The 21,765-nt window shown below is 42.1% G+C and carries 17 protein-coding genes; 7 read left to right on the top strand and 10 right to left on the bottom strand.

Annotated elements, in window-relative coordinates; translation table 11 throughout:
* Positions 1-70: 70 nt before the first annotated feature.
* From murC to NCY30_RS02350, 4 genes are all read left to right on the top strand, one after another.
* A complete protein-coding gene (gene murC / locus NCY30_RS02335; protein WP_139009166.1) occupies positions 71-1,450 on the top strand; it encodes a UDP-N-acetylmuramate--L-alanine ligase in 1,380 nt (459 codons plus the stop codon).
* A gap of 145 nt (positions 1,451-1,595) precedes the next feature.
* Complete coding sequence (locus NCY30_RS02340; RefSeq protein ID WP_006427503.1) at positions 1,596-2,714, top strand: DnaD domain protein; 1,119 nt, start codon at positions 1,596-1,598, stop codon at positions 2,712-2,714.
* A gap of 50 nt (positions 2,715-2,764) precedes the next feature.
* A complete protein-coding gene (locus NCY30_RS02345) occupies positions 2,765-3,778 on the top strand; it encodes an ATP-binding protein (RefSeq protein ID WP_055195390.1) in 1,014 nt (337 codons plus the stop codon).
* Positions 3,765-4,949: a ribose-phosphate pyrophosphokinase gene (locus NCY30_RS02350; protein ID WP_055195387.1), complete on the top strand. Its 1,185-nt coding sequence runs from the start codon at positions 3,765-3,767 to the stop codon at positions 4,947-4,949. Before NCY30_RS02345 ends, NCY30_RS02350 begins: the two co-directional genes overlap by 14 nt.
* Before the next feature lie 86 nt (positions 4,950-5,035).
* On the opposite strand, the gene NCY30_RS02355 is transcribed toward NCY30_RS02350, so the two are convergent.
* The 5 genes from NCY30_RS02355 to asnS form a co-directional block, all read right to left on the bottom strand.
* Positions 5,036-6,604, bottom strand: a complete 1,569-nt coding sequence (locus NCY30_RS02355; RefSeq protein WP_139009167.1) for an ATP-binding protein — start codon at positions 6,602-6,604, stop codon at positions 5,036-5,038.
* A 9-nt stretch (positions 6,605-6,613) separates the two neighbouring features.
* On the bottom strand, positions 6,614-7,669 hold the full coding sequence (locus NCY30_RS02360) for a metallophosphoesterase family protein (protein WP_139009168.1): 1,056 nt from the start codon (positions 7,667-7,669) through the stop codon (positions 6,614-6,616).
* Complete coding sequence (locus NCY30_RS02365) at positions 7,596-8,819, bottom strand: sensor histidine kinase (RefSeq protein WP_022415293.1); 1,224 nt, start codon at positions 8,817-8,819, stop codon at positions 7,596-7,598. The genes NCY30_RS02360 and NCY30_RS02365 overlap by 74 nt, the downstream gene beginning before the upstream one ends.
* Positions 8,809-9,498 (bottom strand): VanR-ABDEGLN family response regulator transcription factor, encoded by a 690-nt coding sequence (gene vanR / locus NCY30_RS02370; protein ID WP_022415292.1) that lies wholly within the window; start codon positions 9,496-9,498, stop codon positions 8,809-8,811. The genes NCY30_RS02365 and vanR overlap by 11 nt, the downstream gene beginning before the upstream one ends.
* Before the next feature lie 104 nt (positions 9,499-9,602).
* Complete coding sequence (gene asnS / locus NCY30_RS02375) at positions 9,603-10,994, bottom strand: asparagine--tRNA ligase (RefSeq protein ID WP_006427511.1); 1,392 nt, start codon at positions 10,992-10,994, stop codon at positions 9,603-9,605.
* A gap of 164 nt (positions 10,995-11,158) precedes the next feature.
* Between asnS and NCY30_RS02380 the strand changes: the two genes are divergently transcribed.
* Positions 11,159-12,382: a 6-phosphofructokinase gene (locus NCY30_RS02380; protein ID WP_022415291.1), complete on the top strand. Its 1,224-nt coding sequence runs from the start codon at positions 11,159-11,161 to the stop codon at positions 12,380-12,382.
* Between the two features lie 235 nt (positions 12,383-12,617).
* On the top strand, positions 12,618-13,106 hold the full coding sequence (locus tag NCY30_RS02385; RefSeq protein WP_022415290.1) for a QueT transporter family protein: 489 nt from the start codon (positions 12,618-12,620) through the stop codon (positions 13,104-13,106).
* Between the two features lie 69 nt (positions 13,107-13,175).
* On the opposite strand, the gene NCY30_RS02390 is transcribed toward NCY30_RS02385, so the two are convergent.
* The 4 genes from NCY30_RS02390 to NCY30_RS02405 all read right to left on the bottom strand — a co-directional run bounded on the left by NCY30_RS02390 (position 13,176) and on the right by NCY30_RS02405 (position 20,296).
* Positions 13,176-15,623: a hypothetical protein gene (locus NCY30_RS02390; protein ID WP_022415289.1), complete on the bottom strand. Its 2,448-nt coding sequence runs from the start codon at positions 15,621-15,623 to the stop codon at positions 13,176-13,178.
* Positions 15,624-16,835 carry a class I SAM-dependent methyltransferase gene (locus NCY30_RS02395; protein WP_130096743.1) on the bottom strand — a complete coding sequence of 404 codons (1,212 nt, stop codon included), beginning with the start codon at positions 16,833-16,835 and terminating at the stop codon, positions 15,624-15,626. It abuts the gene before it with no gap.
* Between the two features lie 143 nt (positions 16,836-16,978).
* A complete protein-coding gene (locus NCY30_RS02400) occupies positions 16,979-19,585 on the bottom strand; it encodes a sensor histidine kinase (RefSeq protein ID WP_250818443.1) in 2,607 nt (868 codons plus the stop codon).
* A gap of 12 nt (positions 19,586-19,597) precedes the next feature.
* Positions 19,598-20,296 carry a response regulator transcription factor gene (locus NCY30_RS02405; protein WP_330371007.1) on the bottom strand — a complete coding sequence of 233 codons (699 nt, stop codon included), beginning with the start codon at positions 20,294-20,296 and terminating at the stop codon, positions 19,598-19,600.
* Between the two features lie 283 nt (positions 20,297-20,579).
* Between NCY30_RS02405 and NCY30_RS02410 the strand changes: the two genes are divergently transcribed.
* Positions 20,580-20,939: a sporulation initiation factor Spo0A C-terminal domain-containing protein gene (locus tag NCY30_RS02410; RefSeq protein ID WP_081019696.1), complete on the top strand. Its 360-nt coding sequence runs from the start codon at positions 20,580-20,582 to the stop codon at positions 20,937-20,939.
* 286 nt (positions 20,940-21,225) lie between these two features.
* Here the strand turns inward: NCY30_RS02410 and NCY30_RS02415 are convergent, their stop codons facing one another.
* Positions 21,226-21,555 carry a cupin domain-containing protein gene (locus NCY30_RS02415; protein ID WP_173784885.1) on the bottom strand — a complete coding sequence of 110 codons (330 nt, stop codon included), beginning with the start codon at positions 21,553-21,555 and terminating at the stop codon, positions 21,226-21,228.
* Between the last annotated feature and the right edge of the window lie 210 nt (positions 21,556-21,765).

Consider the following 21,765-nt stretch of genomic DNA (forward strand, 5'->3'; position numbering starts at 1 on the left):
AATAATATGAAGAACATGTAGTTTTTATGATGATCTTTTTACCTATATTATTAAAAAAGGATGGTATATTATGTATAAAATTAATTTTGAAAAACCTGTACACGTACACTTTATCGGAATCGGCGGTATCAGCATGAGTGGTCTTGCCGAGATACTTTTAAAAGAAGGTTTCATTATTTCCGGATCTGATAATAAAGAATCCGCCCTCACAGATCATCTGGAAAAGCTGGGGGCCAAAGTATTCTACGGACAGAAAGCTTCTAATATTATTTCCGGCATCGATGTTGTTGTATATACTGCCGCAATTCATCCTGATAACGAAGAATTCGCAGAAGCTGTAAAACAGAATCTTCCTATGCTGACCCGTGCAGAACTGCTCGGACAGTTAATGACCAACTATGATGTACCGATCGCAATTTCCGGTACCCACGGCAAGACAACGACAACTTCTATGCTGTCACACATTTTACTTGCCGGAGAAATGGATCCTACCATCTCTGTCGGCGGCATCTTAAAGGCTATCGGCGGTAACATCCGTGTAGGTAATTCTGAATATTTTGTCACAGAAGCCTGTGAATATACGAACAGTTTCCTGCATTTCTTCCCGAAGATCGGCGTAATCCTGAATATTGACGAAGATCATCTGGATTTCTTCAAAGACCTGGCTGATATCCGTAATTCTTTCCACCGCTTTGCGAAATTACTTCCAAAGGATGGAACACTTGTTATCAACGACAACATTCCTGATCTTGAAGAGATCACTGCTGACCTTGACTGCCGCGTGATCCGTTACGGTAATGACAGCTCTCTTGACTACAGTGCAACCAATATCCTTCATGATAAGAAGGGAGAGGCCTCTTTCGATCTGGTAAAATCCGGTGAATTTATCGACCGTATCTCATTATCGGTGAATGGAGATCATAATGTATCCAATGCATTATCAGCCATTGCCGTTGCAGACCTTCTCGGAGTTCCATTTACCAAGATCAAAGAAGGACTAAAATCGTTCCACGGCACAGACCGTCGTTTCGAATATAAAGGTGAAGTTAATGGAGTTACCGTCATTGATGATTATGCTCATCACCCAACAGAGATCAATGCAACTTTAACAGCGGCCAAGGAATACCCGCACAAAGAAATATGGTGCATCTTCCAGCCACATACTTATACACGTACCAAAGCATTATTCCCTGAATTTGTAGATGCTCTGACACATGTCGATCATGTGATCCTCGCAGACATCTACGCTGCCCGTGAGACAGATACTCTGGGCATGTCTTCTGAGATGATCGCAGAAGAATTAAAGAAAAAAGGATGCGATGCTTACTATTTCCCAAGCTTTGAAGAGATTGAAAACTTCTGTCTGGACAAGTGCCAGAAGGGAGATGTGTTGATAACTATGGGAGCCGGAAACGTTGTAAACATTGGGGAAAACCTGCTTAAACACTAGTTATCCACATTATCCACACAATTTTATCCACAAAAAAGTCGGATTTTGACTCAAAAATTTCTTTTTTCCCCGTCTTCCCGGTGCTATAATGTGTCTACGATGAAACGAAAGATACAAAAAGTTCTGGGGAGGACGGGGAATTATTATGAAGGAATTAAAACTTACGAAGTATGTACAGACGAACGCGACTGTACTGGACAATGAATTTATCGACCAGTATATGGTCAGAGCCAATGGAGAATATGTCAAAGTATATCTCCTGCTTCTCCGTCATATGAATCAGTCCTCCGGATGTCTTTCTGTTTCCGAGCTGGCTGATCTGCTCGAGTGCACAGAGAAGGATGTACTCCGCGCATTAAGATACTGGAAGAGTGAAGGACTCCTTGATTATCTGGATGACACTCCGGATGATCCGACTCCGCAAAGTACGGTCCGTTCATCCGTACCAACTTCCGAATTACACGATGTACAGTCCGGCTATATGACTGCGTCCGTTCCATCTATGACAAATCAGATGGATTACCCTGTTGATTCTGTCGAAGCCCCTGTTTCTGCGGTTCCGGCATCTACAACAAATATACAGCAGTACCGTAGCCGTAAGGAACGTGCAGAATTCAAAGAATTACTCTTTGTTGCCGAACAGTATCTCGGCAAGACACTTTCCGCTACTGATATTGACCAGATTACTTATTTTTATGACACACTGAATATGTCAGCTGAACTTATTGAGTATCTGATCGAATATTGTGTCGAAAATGGTCACAAGAGTATGCATTATATTAATAAGGTGGCCTTATCATGGCATGAAGAAAACATAACAACTGTGAATCTTGCCAAGACAAGTTCATTTCTTTATAATAAGAACTGTTATTGCGTCCTGAATGCATATGGGATTAAGGGCCGCGGTCCTGCCGCTTCTGAGATTGCCTATATCCGCAAATGGTCAGAAGAATATGGTTTTGCTCTGGAAGTAATCCTTGAAGCATGTGACCGTACGATGAATGCCATTCATCAGCCAAGCTTTGACTATACCGATTCCATTCTGAAGCGCTGGAAGGACAAGAATGTCCGTCAGTTAAAAGATATCGATGCGGTAGATGCTGATTATCGCAAAGAGAAGGAACGTGCGAAAGAGCTCGCAAAGGAACGCAAAAGACAGCAACAGGCACAGAAGCCTGCAATTAACCAGAACAATAAGTTCAACAATTTCGACGGACGTTCTTATGACATGAATGATCTGGAACGTCGTCTGGTTCAGCAATAAAGTATACATATCAGATTCTATTATGCGAATGCAGAGGAGTTTTCCATAACATGGCACTTTCCAATTCTCAGTACGATCATTTAATGCGTACTTATGAACAAAAACAACTGGATAATGAGTTTCAACTCAGAAAACGCTATGAGAAGGCATACGCCCTCATTCCTGAATTAGAGGAAGTGGATCATTCCATCTCCTCTTTAAGTGTTAAAAAGGCAAGACTGCTTCTGGACGGAGATCAGACTGCTCTTTCTTCTTTAAAATCAGAAATCAAAGAACTCTCCGCCAGAAAGCCGGCTTTATTAAAAGCACATGGTCTTCCTGCCAATTACCTTGAATTACACTATCAGTGTCCGGATTGTAAAGATACCGGTTATATTGGCACACATAAATGTCACTGTTTCAAAAAAGCGATTGTGGATTATTTATATACGCAATCTAATCTCAAAGATATCCTTGACAAAGAGAACTTTTCAACCTGTTCTCTGTCCTATTATTCCAGGAATCATATCGATCCGCTTACCGGACGTTCTTCTCTGGAATCAATGGAAACTGCATTAAATGTCTGTCACAACTTCGTAGATACATTTTCTAAAGAATTTCATAACATACTACTGTATGGAGATACCGGTGTCGGAAAGACTTTTCTTTCTCACTGCATCGCAAAAGAATTAATGGATTCCGCTTATTCCGTTATTTACTTTACAGCAGCCGGACTTTTTGATATCCTTGCAGAGAATACATTTGGTAAAAGACAGGACAAGGATTCTGATGTATTTGAACACATCTATGACTGTGACTTGCTGATCATTGATGATCTGGGTACAGAACTGCCGAATTCATTTACTGTATCCCAGTTGTTCATTTGTCTGAATGAACGCATATTAAGGCAGAAATCAACCATAATATCTACCAACCTTGCATTGGAGGATATAAAATCAATCTACTCGGAACGGACATTCTCACGAATCAGCAGTAATTATACAATTCTGCGTATTACCGGTGACGATATCCGTATCCAAAAAAAATTATTAAACCTGGGAGGTACTAATGATGTTACGCCGTAACGATCGTAATCTTGAGAATATACCGGTAGGAGCACTTGGACTGATCGCTCTTGACGGTTGTACAGAGATGGGAGCAAAAGTAAATGATTATCTCGTAAAATGGAGAAAGGAAGATGGACATATTCATAAGAACGATGTCGCTTTTATAGGCTATGAGAAAGACACTTACTTAATCGATGCAAAAGTTCCACGTTTTGGTTCAGGTGAAGCAAAAGGTATTATTAATGAATCCGTTCGTGGTAAAGATCTTTATCTTATGGTCGATGTATGTAACTACAGCCTGACATATTCCCTGACAGGAAATATTAACCATATGTCCCCTGACGATCATTATCAGAACTTGAAACGTATTATTGCAGCAGTAGGTGGAAAAGGACGTCGTATTAACGTCATTATGCCATTCTTATATGAAAGCCGTCAGCACAAGAGAAGCAGTCGTGAATCTCTGGACTGCGCACTCGCTCTTCAGGAGCTTGTCCGTATGGGTGTTGACAATATCATCACATTTGATGCTCACGATCCTCGTGTACAGAATGCGATTCCATTAAACGGATTTGAAACAATCCGTCCGACATACCAGTTCGTCAAAGGTCTTCTCCGTACCTTCAAAGACCTTCAGATCGACAGCGATCACATGATGGCAATCAGCCCGGATGAAGGTGCTACAGGACGTGCAATTTATCTTGCCAACGTACTGAACCTTGATATGGGTATGTTCTACAAACGCCGTGACTTCTCACGTGTGGTAGACGGCCGTAACCCGATCGTTGCTCATGAGTTCCTTGGATCTTCCGTAGAGGGAAAAGATGTGATCATCCTTGATGACATGATTTCTTCCGGTGACAGTATGTTAGACGTTGCCCGCCAGTTAAAACAGCGCAAAGCAAAACGTATCTTCTGCGCTGCTACATTCGGTCTGTTCACAAACGGTCTGGAGAAATTCGACCAGGCATATGAAGAAGGTATCTTAGACGCTGTTCTGACTACCAACCTGATCTACCAGACACCTGAACTTCTGGAACGTCCATATTATATTAACTGTGATATGAGCAAATATATTGCCCTCGTGATCGACACTCTTAACCACGATGGTTCTATCAGCAGTATCCTGAATCCTATCGAAAGAATTCAGAATGTTGTCAATAAGTATAAAAATGGTGAAGAGATTTAATAGTATCTACAGGACCTGCCACGGGCAGCTCCTTACGAATGCACGTGATTAAAAAATGCTGCCGGGAATTTCCCGACAGCATTTTTTTAAAGTTCTATCTTGTGATAAACAAGTCCGGCTTCTTTCATCACCTGTTCTTCTCTCGTCTGACAGGTAAATATGATCACTTGTTTCTTATGTTCTTTCAACCATCTGAGTGTCTGAAGCATTCTCTCCTCATCATAATATGCAAATGCATCATCCAGTATCACCGGCATCTCTTCCTCACATAAAAGCTCTCCCACTGCCATACGGAGTGCCAGATAGACCTGTTCTACCGTTCCACGACTTACCTGTTCAATCTCTACTCTCTTTTCATCTGTCATAAGCGATACATGAAGTTTTTCATCTGTCACAAGCTTTTTATATTTTCCACCTGTGATCTCACAGATGAATGATGACGCTTTCTCATTCAGATCTCTTTTTAGATATCCCCGCATCTCCTCTGACAGCTGTTCCAGATGATCTGCCGCCATCTGGACCGCCTGGCGTTTCATCTCATATTCCCTGGAACGCTCATTAACTTCATCCAGTTCCGCGAGCTGTTCTCCCAGGTTGTCATACTGAATTCTCTTCTCTTTTAATTCCGCTGTAATATGCGATTTCTCCCAGCGTAACCTCTCTATCGGAACTTTCTCCTCTTCCTGCGTGATCTCTTCAAGGATAATCTCTGGCTCTGTTTTTACCTGTTTTTTTCCAACTTTCATCCGATTCCATATATATAAGCCGAACGCAAGGAATAACACAATAGCAATCAGATAATTCCACGGTTTCGAGAACAAGATGACTGCAATCACAATAACCAGTGCAAACACCAGAAGCTCCATTGGATGGATCCTCCATTTTTCCGGACGAATCTCATCCATGACACCTTTTCCATGTTCTTCTTCCCTCTGGCGCTCTTTTTTCTTTTCTTCTTCCTTTTCCAGCCGATACGCAAGTTCTTCTTCTACACGTTCCAGTTCTTCTTCCAGATGATGTACATCACGCCAGACAAAAGATACTTCCTGCTCAAGTTTTTCACGTTTCTGCTGCTTTTGAGCCATTTCCATACGGATCTCATTTTCCAGGATCTTCTTCCTGCCCCTTAACTGTTCCAATGCACCGGCCAGGTCGATTTCTCCGTTTCCCGAGGTGTAATAGTTTGTCGCATAATTTTTCAGCTCTGCCACAATACTTTCCCCCATCTGTGCATTCCTCTGGCTCATGGAAACGGTATTATCGTAACGTTCTGCGTCCATCTCCCCAAGCAGCATCTCAAGATCTCCGTCTTCTACAGACAGTACTTCACCGTCCTCTTCACAGATCAGTTCCGCTTTTTTAGAATATTTATCAAAATTTCTTTCGATACGGAAATGTTTCTCTCCACTTTTGAACTTCAATATACCAGAATAGTAATTAGGATTTTCCCACGGTTCGTATATACTGAAAGTATCATTTTGCGCGGCCCGTCCTCTCCCTCTTTCTATTCCGAAAAGCATTCCCCTGATGAATGTATGGATTGTAGACTTTCCTGATTCGTTTTCCCCGTGAATCAGGTTGATCCCCTCATCCAGATCTATCTGCCGGTCATGGAATTTTCCAAAGTTTTTTAACAATAATTCATTAATCTGCATCTTTCGGTTCTATCCTCTTCTCGTCTCCATCAAAGCTTGCACTCCTTCACAGAGTGCCTGGTACTCCAGACTGTCGGCCGGATAGCCACTCAGGCTTTCAATATATTGTCCGAGAATGTTTCCTTTATTTTCATTTTTTAATTTTTCAAAGTCATATGCAGGCTTTGTGTGGTCTGTAATCTCCACCACATTACCGTATGGATCCATATGATCCAGCTCATACCAGATATCCGGATCTCGATAACCAGTCAGTGTAATCTTATACATGTTCTGCTTTCCCTGCTCTTCGATCATATCTGCAATCTTTTGCCTCAGTACATGGCCGGTCACAGATTTATCCACCTGTACCTCGCAGTGTCTGTATTCTCGCAGTGCATGTGGCACAAAACGGATCTGACAACCATTTCCGGTGATCTTTCCTTCGATATAACCATGAGCTCCTGTATCACCTACATCCGTCGGCTCCAGCGATCCGGCATATGCCATCCGGTTCTCCACCAGCATCTGCGGCTTGTGGATATGTCCAAATGCAGCATAATCATACCCAAGCGTCATGATCTGACTACTCTTGATCGGAATATGTTTCTCATCCCCGCCGTGTGCAAGCAAAATCTCATACTTCTGCCGTCCTTCCGGAACTGCATGATCATATAACGGCTCCAGAATTTCTCTGGAATGATAACTGCATCCATAGACAGCCGTCTGGATCCGGTCAAGTTCCACACAGCTCATTTCCTGCGAGCAGATCATGTGCACATGCGGTGCCCAGGTAAATGTTCGGTAATAAGAGTTTTTCCTGATATGATCATGATTACCGGCGATCATAACAACTTCTGTCTGCTCCAGCATCTCCAGTATGGAATTCATTTCTTTTAATTCTCTTAAAAGTGGCTGCCTGTGGAACAGGTCCCCCGCGATTAGCAACAAATCTGTCTTTTTCTGATTGCAGATTGTTATGATATCACGAAAGCTGTCCCAGAGCTCCTGTTCTCTATTTTGACTGTACGCGTTTCCCGCGTCCGGCTTTGCCCCTAAATGCAAGTCTGCGATGTGTATGAACTTCATCCTCGCTTCCCTCTTTCTGTTCTGTCTTCTCTTTCGATGGCAGTGTTACGACAAACTGTGTCCGGTTGTCATCACTTTTTGCCAGGATTCTTCCTCCGTGCAGCTCCACGATCTGTTTGGCGATCGCAAGTCCCAGACCTGCGCCGCCGGTTCCTGTCGATCTGGAACCATCCACGCGATAGAATTTCTCGAATATCGTCTGAAGCATATCGCCCGGAATCTTATCACCTGCATTGGTAAATGTGATCTCGATGTCACCATCCTTCATTTTCGCTTCGATCCGGATCTCCGTATCTGCATAGCAGTAAGCAATTGCATTTCTTAAGATATTATCGAATACTCTTGCAAGCTTATCCGGATCTCCGTAGATCATCAGATCTTCTTCTACATCCACTTCACAGGTCAGCTTCTTTTCCTGGAGGACTCCGTACAGCTCATCTGCAAGCTGTTCAAGCATCATCGTAAGATCAATCTCTACCGGTTCCAGTTCGATATTCTGAAGATTATATCTTGTAATATCAAAAAATTCATTGATCAGCTCTCCTAATCGGATGGATTTTTCCAATGCGATGTGAGTATATGCTTTTCGTTCTTCTTCCGGCATGTCGGGATGATCTTCGAGCATCGTAAGATACGCCACAATCGAAGTCAGCGGCGTCTTCAGATCATGCGCCAGAAAAAGCACCAGGTCGTTTTTCTTCTTTTCGCCTTCCGATGCCTCCAGCTCCTGCCGTTTTAATGTTGCTTTAATCTCATTCAAACGGATCTCTATTGGTTTTAATTCTGTGATCAGATGAATGGGATCTGTAGATTCCGATATAATATTTTCAATTCCATGATCGATCTGATCCAGATATTTTGTCATCTGAGAAAGCGCAACATAAAAAAACAGCGCAAAAAGGATCAGATAACCAACAATCATGAAAAATGTCTTGTTATCTCCGATCAGCTGCCAGTAAAGATGGACCGCCGTCTTTTCATTTATATTCAGAAATACCAGAACATCTACAAAAGTTCTGGCAAAACTGTCATTATAAATTCCATCGATCACAAATTTAAGCAGTACCCCCCCTACCAGAACGGTAAGCGCTGTGACCAGCACCGTCTGCAAGAGGATACTGAATTTTAATTTCCGATAATTATTCTTCAACCTTATAGCCCACTCCCCACACAGTCTTGATAAAATCAGACTTGCCTGTCGGTGCACTCATCTTCTCGCGGAGATGACGGATATGCACCATCACCGTGTTGTTACTGTTCTTATAATATTTCTCATGCCATACTTTCTCGAACAATTCTTCTGAGCTTATGACCTTTCCCCGGTTCTCACACAGAAGCCAGAGGATGTCGAATTCGATCGGTGTCAGTGTCAGCGGCACTTCATTGTATACACACTCATGAGAAGTCCGGTTCAGAAACAGCCCTCCGAAATCCAGGACATCTCCTTCTTCTTTGGTCCCTTCATTATACTGTGTACACCGGCGAAGCTGTGCTTTCACTCTCGCCACCAGCTCCAGTGGATTGAACGGTTTCGGAATATAATCATCCGCTCCCAGCGTAAGCCCGGTGATCTTATCCATGTATTCCGTCTTCGCCGTCAGCATGATCACCGGAAATGTATATTTCTGCCGGATCTGCTTGAGGATCTGGAATCCGTCAATATCCGGAAGCATAATATCCAGGATCGCAAGATCGATCTTCGTACTGTTAATACAGTCCAGTGCATCCTGGCCGTTGTAAAATTTGAATACTTTGTATTGGTCATTCTGGAGATAAAGCTCTACTACATCAGCGATTTCCTTTTCGTCATCTACTACTAATATATTCATACTGCCCTCCATTCTATATGGGGACGGCGGATTTTTATAAATCCCCCGTCCCCATATACGTTTTATATACGTTTTTCACGTGTTGTTATCCACATGATCCTCTATTACAGTTCACAGTTGTTGACAGTTCTTGGGAATGGAATTACGTCACGGATATTGCCCATTCCTGTCAGATACATGACGCATCTTTCGAATCCAAGTCCGAATCCGGCATGTCTTGTAGAACCATATTTACGAAGATCCATGTAGAACTTGTAGTCTTCTTCTTTCAGTCCCAGTTCATCCATTCTTGCTTTCAGCTTATCGTAGTCATCCTCTCTCTGGCTTCCTCCGATGATCTCACCGATTCCAGGTACCAGACAGTCTACTGCCGCAACGGTCTTGCCATCGTCGTTCAGCTTCATGTAGAATGCTTTGATCTCCTTCGGATAATCTGTTACGAATACCGGACGTTTGAAGACTTCTTCTGTCAGGTATCTTTCGTGCTCTGTCTGAAGGTCTGTTCCCCATGTTACTTTGTATTCAAATTTATCATTGTGTTTCTCAAGAAGTTCTACAGCCTCTGTATATGTCACTCTTGCGAAATCAGAAGATACTACGTTGTGCAGTCTCTCCAGAAGTCCCTTGTCTACGAATGAATTGAAGAAGTTCATCTCTTCTGGTGCATTCTCAAGCACATAGTTGATGACGTATTTTAACATTGCTTCCGCAACGAACATATCGTCATCCAGATCTGCAAATGCCATCTCAGGCTCGATCATCCAGAACTCTGCCGCATGACGTGTTGTGTTAGAGTTCTCTGCACGGAATGTCGGTCCGAATGTATAAATATTGCGGAATGCCTGTGCGTAAGTCTCACCATTTAACTGTCCGCTTACAGTAAGGCTTGTCTCTTTTCCGAAGAAATCTTTGGAATAATCTACGCTTCCGTCTTCATTCTTCGGTACGTTATTCAGATCCATAGTCGTTACCTGGAACATCTCTCCTGCACCCTCACAATCACTTCCTGTGATCAGTGGTGTATGCACATATACAAAACCTCTCTCCTGGAAGAACTTATGAATCGCATATGCTGTCAGGGAACGTACACGGAATACTGCCTGGAATGTATTTGTTCTAGGTCTTAAATGTGCAATTGTTCTCAAATATTCAAAGCTGTGACGCTTCTTCTGAAGTGGGTAATCCGGTGCGGATGCTCCTTCTACTTCTACAGTATCTGCCTGGATCTCGAATGGCTGCTTTGCCTGAGGTGTTGCTACCAGTGTACCTGTAACGATTACTGCTGCACCTACATTTAACTTGGAGATCTCTGCAAAGTTGTCCATCTTGTCGTGATATACAACCTGTAAAGGCTCAAAGAATGTTCCGTCATTTACCACGATGAATCCAAATGCTTTGGATCCGCGGATACTTCTTACCCATCCACCGATGGTTACTTTCTGATCCATGTAAGAATCACTGTTTTTATATAATTCTCTAATTGTTGTCAATTCCATGCCAATTATTCTCCTTTTTAAAAACTCACATATATTTCTATTATACCATATCGGCCAGATTTATGTTATACTATATTTACTGAATTTACTATCTTACTTATCCGAATTTTTCAGTTAATAAGTCAGATGGAAGAAATATCAATCAAAAGTTAGGAGATCATCATATGAAGAACTTACTAGTTGCACAGTCCGGCGGACCAACTTCTGCGATCAACGCAACTCTTGCCGGAGTAATTGAGAACGCTCTTTCCAGCCCATCCGTAGACAAAATCTATGGATCAGTCAATGGAATCCAGGGAGTATTAAATGAGAACCTGATAGATCTTAAAACCAAAATCACAAATGTATCAGAACTGGACCTTCTTTGTCAGACCCCTGCTTCTGCACTTGGCTCCTGCCGTGTGAAATTAAAAGATCCTGCCGTATGCGCAGATGAATACGAGACAATCATCTCTGTTCTGCGCAAATACAGCATCGACTGTTTCATCTACATCGGTGGAAATGATTCCATGGATACAGTAGACAAGCTTTCCAAATATCTGAACGACAAAGGAATCACAGACATTACCGTGGTCGGCGCACCAAAAACCATCGATAATGACCTCTGCGGAACGGACCATTGTCCAGGTTTTGGATCTGCAGCAAAATATATCGGAACCACATTTGCCGAACTGGAACGTGACTGCCACGTATACACAACCAAGGCCGTAACAATCGTAGAAGTGATGGGCCGTGACGCCGGATGGCTGACTGCAGCTTCCTGCCTCGCCCGTGCAAATGGTGCGAAAGGACCTGACTTTATCTATCTCTGCGAAGTACCATTCAGTATTGACACATTCCTGAAAGATGTGAAAGCAAAACTGGAAGAACAGGATGCCGTGATCATCGCTGTCAGCGAAGGTGTGAAGAACAAAGACGGTCGCTACATTTCCGAAGAAGTACAGAGCTCCGCTGTCGATTCCTTCGGCCACAGCTATATCGCCGGTGCCGCAAAGGTTCTGGAAGATGCTGTAAGAAATGAGATCGGATGCAAGGTACGTTCTATCGAGCTGAACCTGATGCAGCGCTGCGCCGCACACCTTGCAAGTGCAACCGACATTCAGGAATCCAGAATGCTCGGAAAGGCTGCCTGCCAGTATGCACTTGAGGGTGCAGGCGGTATGATGGCTGCTGTGATCCGCACTTCTGACAAGCCTTATGCTACGGAATTTAAAGCACTCCCGGTATGTGATATTGCGAATGCAATCAAGAGTGTGCCTGCAGATTATATTAATAATGCGGGAAATGATGTAACGGAAAAGATGGTGGATTATCTGACACCGTTGATTCAGGGAGAGATGAATACGGTGTATGAGAATGGGATTCCGAAGTATATTTATTTGTATTAAGTTGCTGTTGAATTTAGTATCATGGACCTGGGTAAGCCACGATGATGAATTAAACGGCAAATTCCCACACTTGATTTTTACTCTTCCGCATGCTATACTATCACCCGTCACAAAGCCCACAAAACCAAGGTCGAACAGGGCTGACCGCCGCTTTCCGGCGTTAAATGAAGATCCGCTACGGCGCGTGTGTTCGTGACCTTCCACACGTAAAACAAAACTAAAGGAGAATTGAAAAATGAAAAACAAAAATCTTAGTTTCATGACCCAGGCAGCCATGATCGCTGCGATCTACGTGGTGTTGACTTACATTTTTGCACCATTTTCTTTCGGAGAAGTACAGGTTCGTATCTCCGAGGCACTCACTATTTTACCAATATTTACACCAGCTGCTATTCCGGGACTCTTTGTCGGATGTCTGATCGGTAATATTCTGGGCGGTGCGATCCTTCCGGATATTGTATTTGGCAGTATTGCAACATTGATCGGTGCATTTTTTACATGGAAACTGCGTGAGCAGAAACCAGTTGTCGCAACATTTCCACCAATCATTTCGAATATCATCATCGTTCCGTTCGTACTGCGTTACGGTTATGGTGTAACACTTCCTATTCCGTTTATGATGCTGACAGTCGGAATTGGTGAGGTGATTTCCTGCACCGTTCTTGGTCTGATCGTGTATGGGGCATTGAAGAAATATAAGAGTACGCTTTTCCGTACAGCCTAAAAAAGTGGCGTGTGAAAAAACAAAAGTTTTTTCACACGCTCTTTTTTATTATTCATTCTGTATTCTCTATTATCCAATATACGTATTACCGCTTCCGGACGTCATCTGATCCATCTCTTCATACTTCACGCTGTGTCTTGTACTGTCATTCAGATCTTCATACACAACATTTGTATCGCTGTATCCCACCAGAATGACGGCATTCTGCGAATCCAGCATTGCAATGACCGGACGGCCCTGGTTGATGATGTACAGAATCTCTTCCGTCGTACATCCTGTCAGGTCGTAAGCCTCGCCGTTATTGACATCTTTTAAGATATCAATCGGTTTTTCCTGATTCTTCAGGCGGTCTTTGATTGTATTTAACACATCATCTTTATCGGTGATCGAATACTGCAGATTGCGGTTACCGCGCTCCCATACATAATTCTGGGATGAATCGACTACCACACCATTGTAATCATTTGCTTTCTTGATCGCGTCTCCGGCCTTTGTATATACGCCCTGTATATCACCATGTCCATAGACATAATATTTCTCCGGTGCGTCTTTATCGGAAAATGTGATTGTCTGTGGTCTTTCGAACAGAATCTGTTTTGGCTTGAGCACTTTTGGTTCTTTGTCTGCGATTCCGTCGTTATACGTCAGTCTTACCTGTGTCTGTTTCAGGTCTGTTGCATAAGTTTCCAGTGCAATATTGCTCTTGGTCTTCTGTTCATTATTCGTAATATAATCCGGTGCTGTTGCTGTATAAGTATCTCCGTCTTTCGATGCACGTTCCAGCGTGATCATATCTTCATCGAATGATGCACTCAGAATATAAATGCCGTCTGTCTGATATTTTTTGATCACTTTTCCTTTTTGATTCCGGATCTCCAGTTTGTACATTGGAACGGTTGCCTCTCCGGATACGGTATTTCCTATATCCTCTGTCTTGGCAACTCCATATACAAAATCACTTCTGACAAATCCAAGTGGGCGGATGCATTCTCCTTTTCCGCAGGTTACTTTCTGCTTCTTTCCTGTCTCTACATTCAGGATTGTCACTTTTGTTGCGGTCTCAAGATCTCCGTTTGCCTGATATGCGATCAGACTTCCGTCTTCCGACACAACATACTGCTGTGCATCCAGTCCTTTGACCAGTGCTTTCTTCTCGGCATCTTCGACGCTATACTGATAAAGGGTGCCGTCTACCATTGTGTACAGCATATCCGTTTTCGCATCGTAATATGACATCTCTCCGAGTTCACTTTCTGCCTGTGCATATGATTTATTTGTGGAAATAAATACTTTCTCTTCCACTGAATTCTTCTCTATATCATAATAATAGACAGCTACTCCCACTTCTCCTTCGTGCTCGCCGCGGTCCATATAACCGGACACCAGGAAGGTTGTATTGCCTTTGGCATCTACCTTAAGAAGCTTGATCTTATGATCTGACACCATATTTCTCACATCTGTATTCTCCGCATCTGCGAAACCAAATACCAGTGAAATCTCGTCTGAATCTTTGTTATAATTCCAGAGTTCATTTGCCTCTACAAATGATACGATCGTACCATCTTTATTCACCTTATAAGACAGATTTGCAGGCGCGATGCCGAGGATGATTCCTTTCTCATTCAGAACCTTCTGTGTCGCGTCGAAGATCTGTTCCATTGTCCGATCGTAATCCAGAAGATAGGTTTTCTTGGCATCTGCAATATATCTTACGCGGAAAAACTCTTTGACCGCATAGCGGTCTGCCTCATTCTCTTCTCCTTTGCAGCTTACCCGGTATTGCAGCTGTACCGACATACAGGTACTGTTCAGTTCCTTGATGCTCCAGCGTTCTCCCTGTTCTACCTGTGGTTTCAGACTGCCCCATGTGACCTGTTCATAATTCGAATTAATCGTCACGTGCTGAAGTGTGGTGTTGTCCGCATCATCAGTCGGTTCAAGCGCTGCTCCGACGCCTGCATTTTCCACCTTGCCAAGTGCATTTTCATGATAATCGCTGATGTAATTCAGGCATTCTGTAACATGTGCATCTTCATCACTGACGATACGGGTATAGAAATATACCGGATCCGCACCATTTCTGTTCAGGCGGACTTCCAGGATCCGCTCTTCATCCAGTACTTTTTTCCCGCTCAGATCCAGGGTAAATCCTTTTCCCACCTTTTTAATCTTCTTATGTTCCAGCTGGCTTGTACCGTCCATCGTATAGACTTTGTAGCTGGCTCCCGTGAATTTATTCCCATATGCTTCTACGTTTACATCCAGGCTCTGGTTCGCTACCGGTGTGATCGTGTTGTGCATAGAGGATATATCCATGCGTTTTGCATAACCTGTCAGTGTATTGATCTTATATTCTCCATAAGAAAATGATATCTGTGGAAATGTTGCGGCTCCCATATCGGCCGTCATATTGTCATTCCCCTTATTTGTCACGTAGCTGAATATAATGACAGCTACGATAAATACTGCAGTCAGGATTCCTGCATTCTTTAACCTTTTTTTTAAAGTCAATGTCATTTATACTCCCTCTTTATCCTCTTTCTCCGGATGATCTTTCTCTGAATTTGCGGACTCCGTGGCGAACCCGTCCAACAGACGTCCCAGTGTCGGTGATACCCGGAGTGCTGCTTCACATCTCTTGATGGAAGCCTCTATATTATTGTCTTCTTTGGCATGCCGCTTCTTTACTGCACGTATCAGGATATTCTTTGGTGTATGCTCCATATCTATAAATTCCAGTATCTGCGCTTCATACCCCTCACGCTCCAGATACTGTGCTCTTAAGCCATCTGTGATAAGTGCTGCCATACGTTCTTTCAGAAGCCCGTATTTTAATATTGGTTCTAATATCTCATTTTTTATCTGACGGTTCAGTTCATGCTGGCAGCATGGTACCGATAAGATCACTTTCGCATCCCATCCCACGGCTTTTGCCAACGCATAATCGGTTGCGGTATCGCAGGCATGCAGGGTTACCACCATATCTACCTTATTGACACCGGTATAATCCGCAATGTCACCCTCCAGAAATCTCAGCTTTTCATAGCCATATTTTTCACTTAATTCATTACAATGACGGATCACATCTTTCTTCAGATCCAGTCCTATGATTCTTATGTCATATTCTTTCAATTCATGCAGATAATAATACATGGCAAATGTGAGATAAGATTTACCACAGCCAAAATCCAGGATTGTAAGTTCTCTTCCCTTATCAAGCTCCGGCAATATATCCTCGATAAATTCCAGGAACCGGTTGATCTGCCGGAATTTGTCGAATTTCGCATGCACGATCTTTCCATCCTGTGTCATAACACCAAGATCCTGAAGAAATGGTACCGGGACTCCCTCTTCCAGTACATACTTCTTCTTGCGGTCGTGGCTCATATTAATCTGCTTCTTTTCGCCTTTTTTCATCTTGCTTTTTATTGTTACTTTTCCCTTTTTGCTTACAAGAATTGTATAAGCTGCTCTTTGTGTCTCCATCTGCATCTGGCGCATATTTTCCATATACTTAAGAAGTATTTCACAAGCTTTTTTCTCCTCCACATTCTCGTGAAACGCCTGATTATTCCGGAATGACTCGAGCTGAAAATAAAGGACATCTTTTTTCAGGATCGGTCTTACTTTCACTTTTTGTACACCGTCTTTATTCTTCGGGTTACTCAGCGTTGCTGATATAAATTCTATATTTAAATTTTCCTGTAATAATTTGCTTAATTCATTCATAATATTATATTCTACTGTTTTTTAGACAGTAGCGCAAGTAGCGTAAATGGCAATTTTATTAATGGTTCCGTAGAATTTGCGAAAAAGGGACAACGGTAAATACAGTTTGGGCCGGAGGATTTTAAAAAATCCTCCGGCCCAGACTATGAAATCGGAAATTTTATCGTTACTTTAAACAAATCTCCATCCAGATACAATTCAAATGTCCCGCCCTGCATTTCTGTCAGCGACTGTGCGATAGACAGTCCAAGTCCGCTGCCTTCCGTACTTCTTGATACATCTCCGCGTATGAAACGTTCCGTCAGTTCGTCAGCTGAGATATTTAGCGGCTGCTCGGATACATTCTTAAGGCTGAAATATGCCATACCATCTTTCTTTTCAAGATCAGCATAGACTCTTGTTCCTTGCATTGCGTATTTTGCCGCATTGTTATATATATTAGACAGCACTCTCCACAACCGTCTTCCGTCTGCGCGGATTACAACCTCCTCATTCGGAAGGTTCATCACTTCCTCCAGATCACGCGCCTTGAATTTTTCTTCAAACTCTCCGCTCGTCTGCTGGATCATTTCTACCAGATTCAGATTCATGAACTCCAGTGTGATATTGCCGGAGCTTACTTTTGAAGCTTCCACCACATCTTCCGTCAGTGTCTTAAGCCGCTGTGATTTCTGTTCCAGCACTTCAATGTAGCGTTGGATCTTCGGATCCTTAAGGTCCTCCTGCTTTAACAATTCCACATAATTAATGATAGATGTAAGCGGCGTCTTAATATCATGCGATACATTCGTGATAAGATCTGTCTTCAGGCGTTCACTTTTCATGCTCTTTGCGAGCGCCGCTTCCAGACCTTCGCCGATGGAATTCACCTTTTCTGCAATTTCTTTATGCTCTGCCAGCAATCCATTTACCGGGATCTGATAATCCACTTCCCCGCCGGCGATCTTCTCGATCCCGGTCTTGATCTTTCCGGTTCCTTTCGCTTTCTGTACCATCCAGATAAATGCTGCAACATCTATGATCAACAGAATGACCGCCCATAACCGGTTGCTGAGCCAGATACTACTTCCCGCTGATCCAAATACGTACGTAAGCCAGTGGATCATGAAGAAGATTGCAAATCCCATAATAGATTTCCACAGATGACGGATATTCTGGAACATTTCTTTTACGAAGATCAAAAGCCATCTGAGCACACTGTTCTTCCATACCGTTCCCGCCTTGATTCTTCTCACCAGACTCAAATATCCGAAAAGAAACATTGCGCAGGTATACAATGCCTCCACACTTCCAACCACTATTCCCGGCAGATACGACTCCACATTCTCCATATAGATCGTCTCTCCACTTGCATTCTGCCATGTAAATGCCCCGGCCTTTACTCCTATCAGCGCAACCACCGCCCAGAGTAACAGCACACTTGCAGCTGCCAGTTCTGTCTTAATGTGATCAAATTTCATAAGATACACTTCTTCGTCTTCTTTAACTTTTCCGGCTCCGATCGTAAGAAATACAAGAATGACAAGATATGCCGCTACAGCCGCCATTCCCAGTATTCCGGCCACTTTGGCTCCGGCCCCGTACCTTGTAAAGATCTCATCCTGTTCATAAAAATTATCTTTTACAGGATAATCCGTATCTACAACAGAGACATATATATAATCTGACGCATCGACATAACCGGCCACTGTCTCCTGCCACTTCTGTGCTATCGAATCCCCTTTACCGGCTTTTTCAATATTGCTTTCATAATCTGCAAGCTTTGGTCTTACGATTACATATTTTCCTGATTTTTTCATTTTTTTCAGGTTCTCTTTGTAATTGTCAAAGTTCTGATATTTTTTCTTATTCGTAATGACCGTCTTGTTGTCCAGATTAACATACAGATACGTTATGTTCGTATTGCCTTCCTGATACTGATTCTGAGCTACCGCATAATTATCAACGTCAGAATAGATCGTTTCGGCTGAATTATTTATCATTCTGTACGCTTCATTCAGCTTGCCATTCCATTCTTTTGAATTGTTCACAAGCTGAAGTACCGTCTCTCCATTTACCGTCTTATAATCCCCGACAACTCTTTCACCATCATAATTCCAGCAATTGATATAGGCAATCTTTCCATCGATATCCTGAAGTCCCCGGAATCTGGATTCCCCACTGTTGCTCTCCTGATACTCTCCCTGCTTTAGTTCTGTCAGAATATCATCCGCAGAACTGTCTCCGGTAATTACAAATGACAGCTCTCCGTAATCGATCATCTGTTTAAAATCTTTGTAATGGAAATAATGATAAGTTCCGTCTGAACGTTTACATACGATAATACAGTCCTGTTTATCTAATTTGCTCCTGGCCGCATCATAATCCATCATCGATTCCGAGATTAATTTTCCCCAGGAATACAGATCTCCCAGACGGAACGACAGGCCTGTTTCATCTTTTCCTGTTATCTCACCGGTATCTTCGTATTTTGCCACATCTACGATCTTATCCGGATCATATTTGCCATCTGTATCATATAAGGTCTGATACCGGATCTCATCCAGTATATTATAATTTTCATTCGCCACGGAATCGGCAAATGCATTGCTTTCTTCATAACTCTTCGCCGCATCCGCAGTGAACAGTTCCTGTGTCAGTATCGGATAACGTGTTGCCCACAGTAAACATAATACTCCGATAACGGCCAGTACGTGTGCCCCCACTATCAAAAACAATTTTGCTTTGGGCATTCGGTACCATTTCTTCATATATACCCCTTCCTAAAGCTTTTCTATCTTATATCCGACACCCCAGACCACCTTCAGATACCTTGGTTCCTTTGGATTAATCTCGATCTTCTCTCTGATATGACGGATATGTACAGCTACCGTATTATCTACTCCGATAGCATCTTCATTCCAGATACTTTCGTATATCTGGTCAATAGAAAATACTTTCCCCTGATTTTTTACCAGTAACAATAAAATGTTGTATTCGATCGGTGTCAGTTTCACCGGCTCTCCGTCAACCGTAATTTCTTTCTGATCGTCATCGATCATAAGTCCTCCCACGGTATAAACTGCCTGATTCTCTTTTTCCACTGTACTTCCAAGCTGTGTATATCTGCGAAGCTGTGATTTTACCCTTGCAGTCAGTTCCAGTGGATTAAATGGCTTGGTCATATAATCATCGGCTCCTACATTCAGTCCGAGGATCTTATCGGCATCCTCTGACTTTGCAGACAGAATAATGATCGGCATATTCTGTTTTTCCCGGATTTTTAACGTTGCGCGGATTCCATCCAATCTTGGCATCATCACATCAATGATCAGAAGATCCACTTTATGCTTATCCAAAAGCTTCAATGCTTCCTCACCGTCGTAAGCTTTTAATACTTTATATCCTTCCTGCGACAAATAGATTTCTATCGCCTCTACGATTTCTTTATCATCATCACATACCAGTATGTTGTACATAATTCATCACCTCCCTTATAATATACAAGAATACCAGCCAATTTTTAAGTACTGTTTCTGTAATTTCTTAAGATATTATGAAATTATTCCTTTCCGCCCACTTTATCAGAGATATGCAGAGTGTTAATATTTCGTCAAAAAATAATAAACTATATTTTTCTTAAGCAGATTTTTTATATAATAGATATGGATATCTTTTTAATATTTTTTCATACTGCAAACATTTCTTTTTTAACCGTTACATTTTAAATATTAAAAATTAACTTAGAAAGAAGATGAAAGTATTATGCATGAACCAGAAATAGAATATCTTATCCGGTCTCTTGGCATTGGCGCTACTTATCGGGGATATGCATATTTAATTTATGGGACACGCCTTTGTCTGTCTGATGAAAATTACCTCCTTTTCGTCAGTAAGTATCTTTATCCAGACATTGCACGTCATTATAATACTACCAGCTATAGCGTTGAACGGAATATCCGCACCGTTATAAAGGTCTGTTGGGAGCATGGCAATAAATCCCTCCTCGAAAAGATTGCTTTGCGTCCACTGCATCTTAAGCCGACATCCAGTGAATTTTTTGATATAATAACTGCTCATTTACGAAAAACTGCCATTTCTGCCTCTGATTTTGTTCCTGTTTAGATTCTGTTTTTATATGCTTCATTTTTACTTAAGATTTTTTCGAATTCTTTTATGCTTTTAACATATTTTAGACATATTTTCCATTTATACTAAATGTCAGATAGTTGATGAACAACAACTATCACCCCCCTCATAAAGTAACACACCGAAATCACTCTTCGGTGTACACTTTACTCTCATTCCTTTAGTAATTATAACAACAACAAAAAACTCTCCGTTCCGGAGAGTTTTTTGTTGCGCTTTTTTAATAAAACAGATCACAAGCCACACTGTTTACATATTTTTATTAAAATACAACGACAAGCAGCATCTTAAACTGCTCTTTTCCGTGCACTGCATGTGGATGCTTTGCCGGCATAATAATTGATTCCCCTTCATGTAACTCATATTTTTCGCCATCGATCGTAATCTCACCTACTCCGTCAAGACAGGTTACAAATGCATCCCCGCCTGATTCATGTGTACTGATCTCTTCTCCTTTGTCAAAAGAGAATAATGTAACACTTAATGCATCGTTCTGCGCCAGTGTTTTGCTGACTACCTGTCCTTCCTGGTAAGCTACCTGATCTTTTAATACTAATACTTCTGCTTTACTGATATTTTTGATCATACTCATATCTATTAGTCCTTTCTTTTATCCTATTTGTTATTGTATTCCTCAATAACATTTTTCCCTTGTCTCTTACTATAATACTTTTTTCGTTCTAAAATGTGGTTTTAACAACAAATATCACATTTTTATAAAATGAACATACTTTGTACACATTTTTTGATTATAATAGAAAAAGATAGTTGGATAACAACTATCGCCCCCCTCATAAAGTAA

The sequence above is a fragment of the Dorea sp. MB18-49 genome (genome assembly GCF_023669465.1).
In the GTDB taxonomy this organism is placed as follows: Bacteria; Bacillota; Clostridia; order Lachnospirales; family Lachnospiraceae; genus Dorea_A; species Dorea_A longicatena.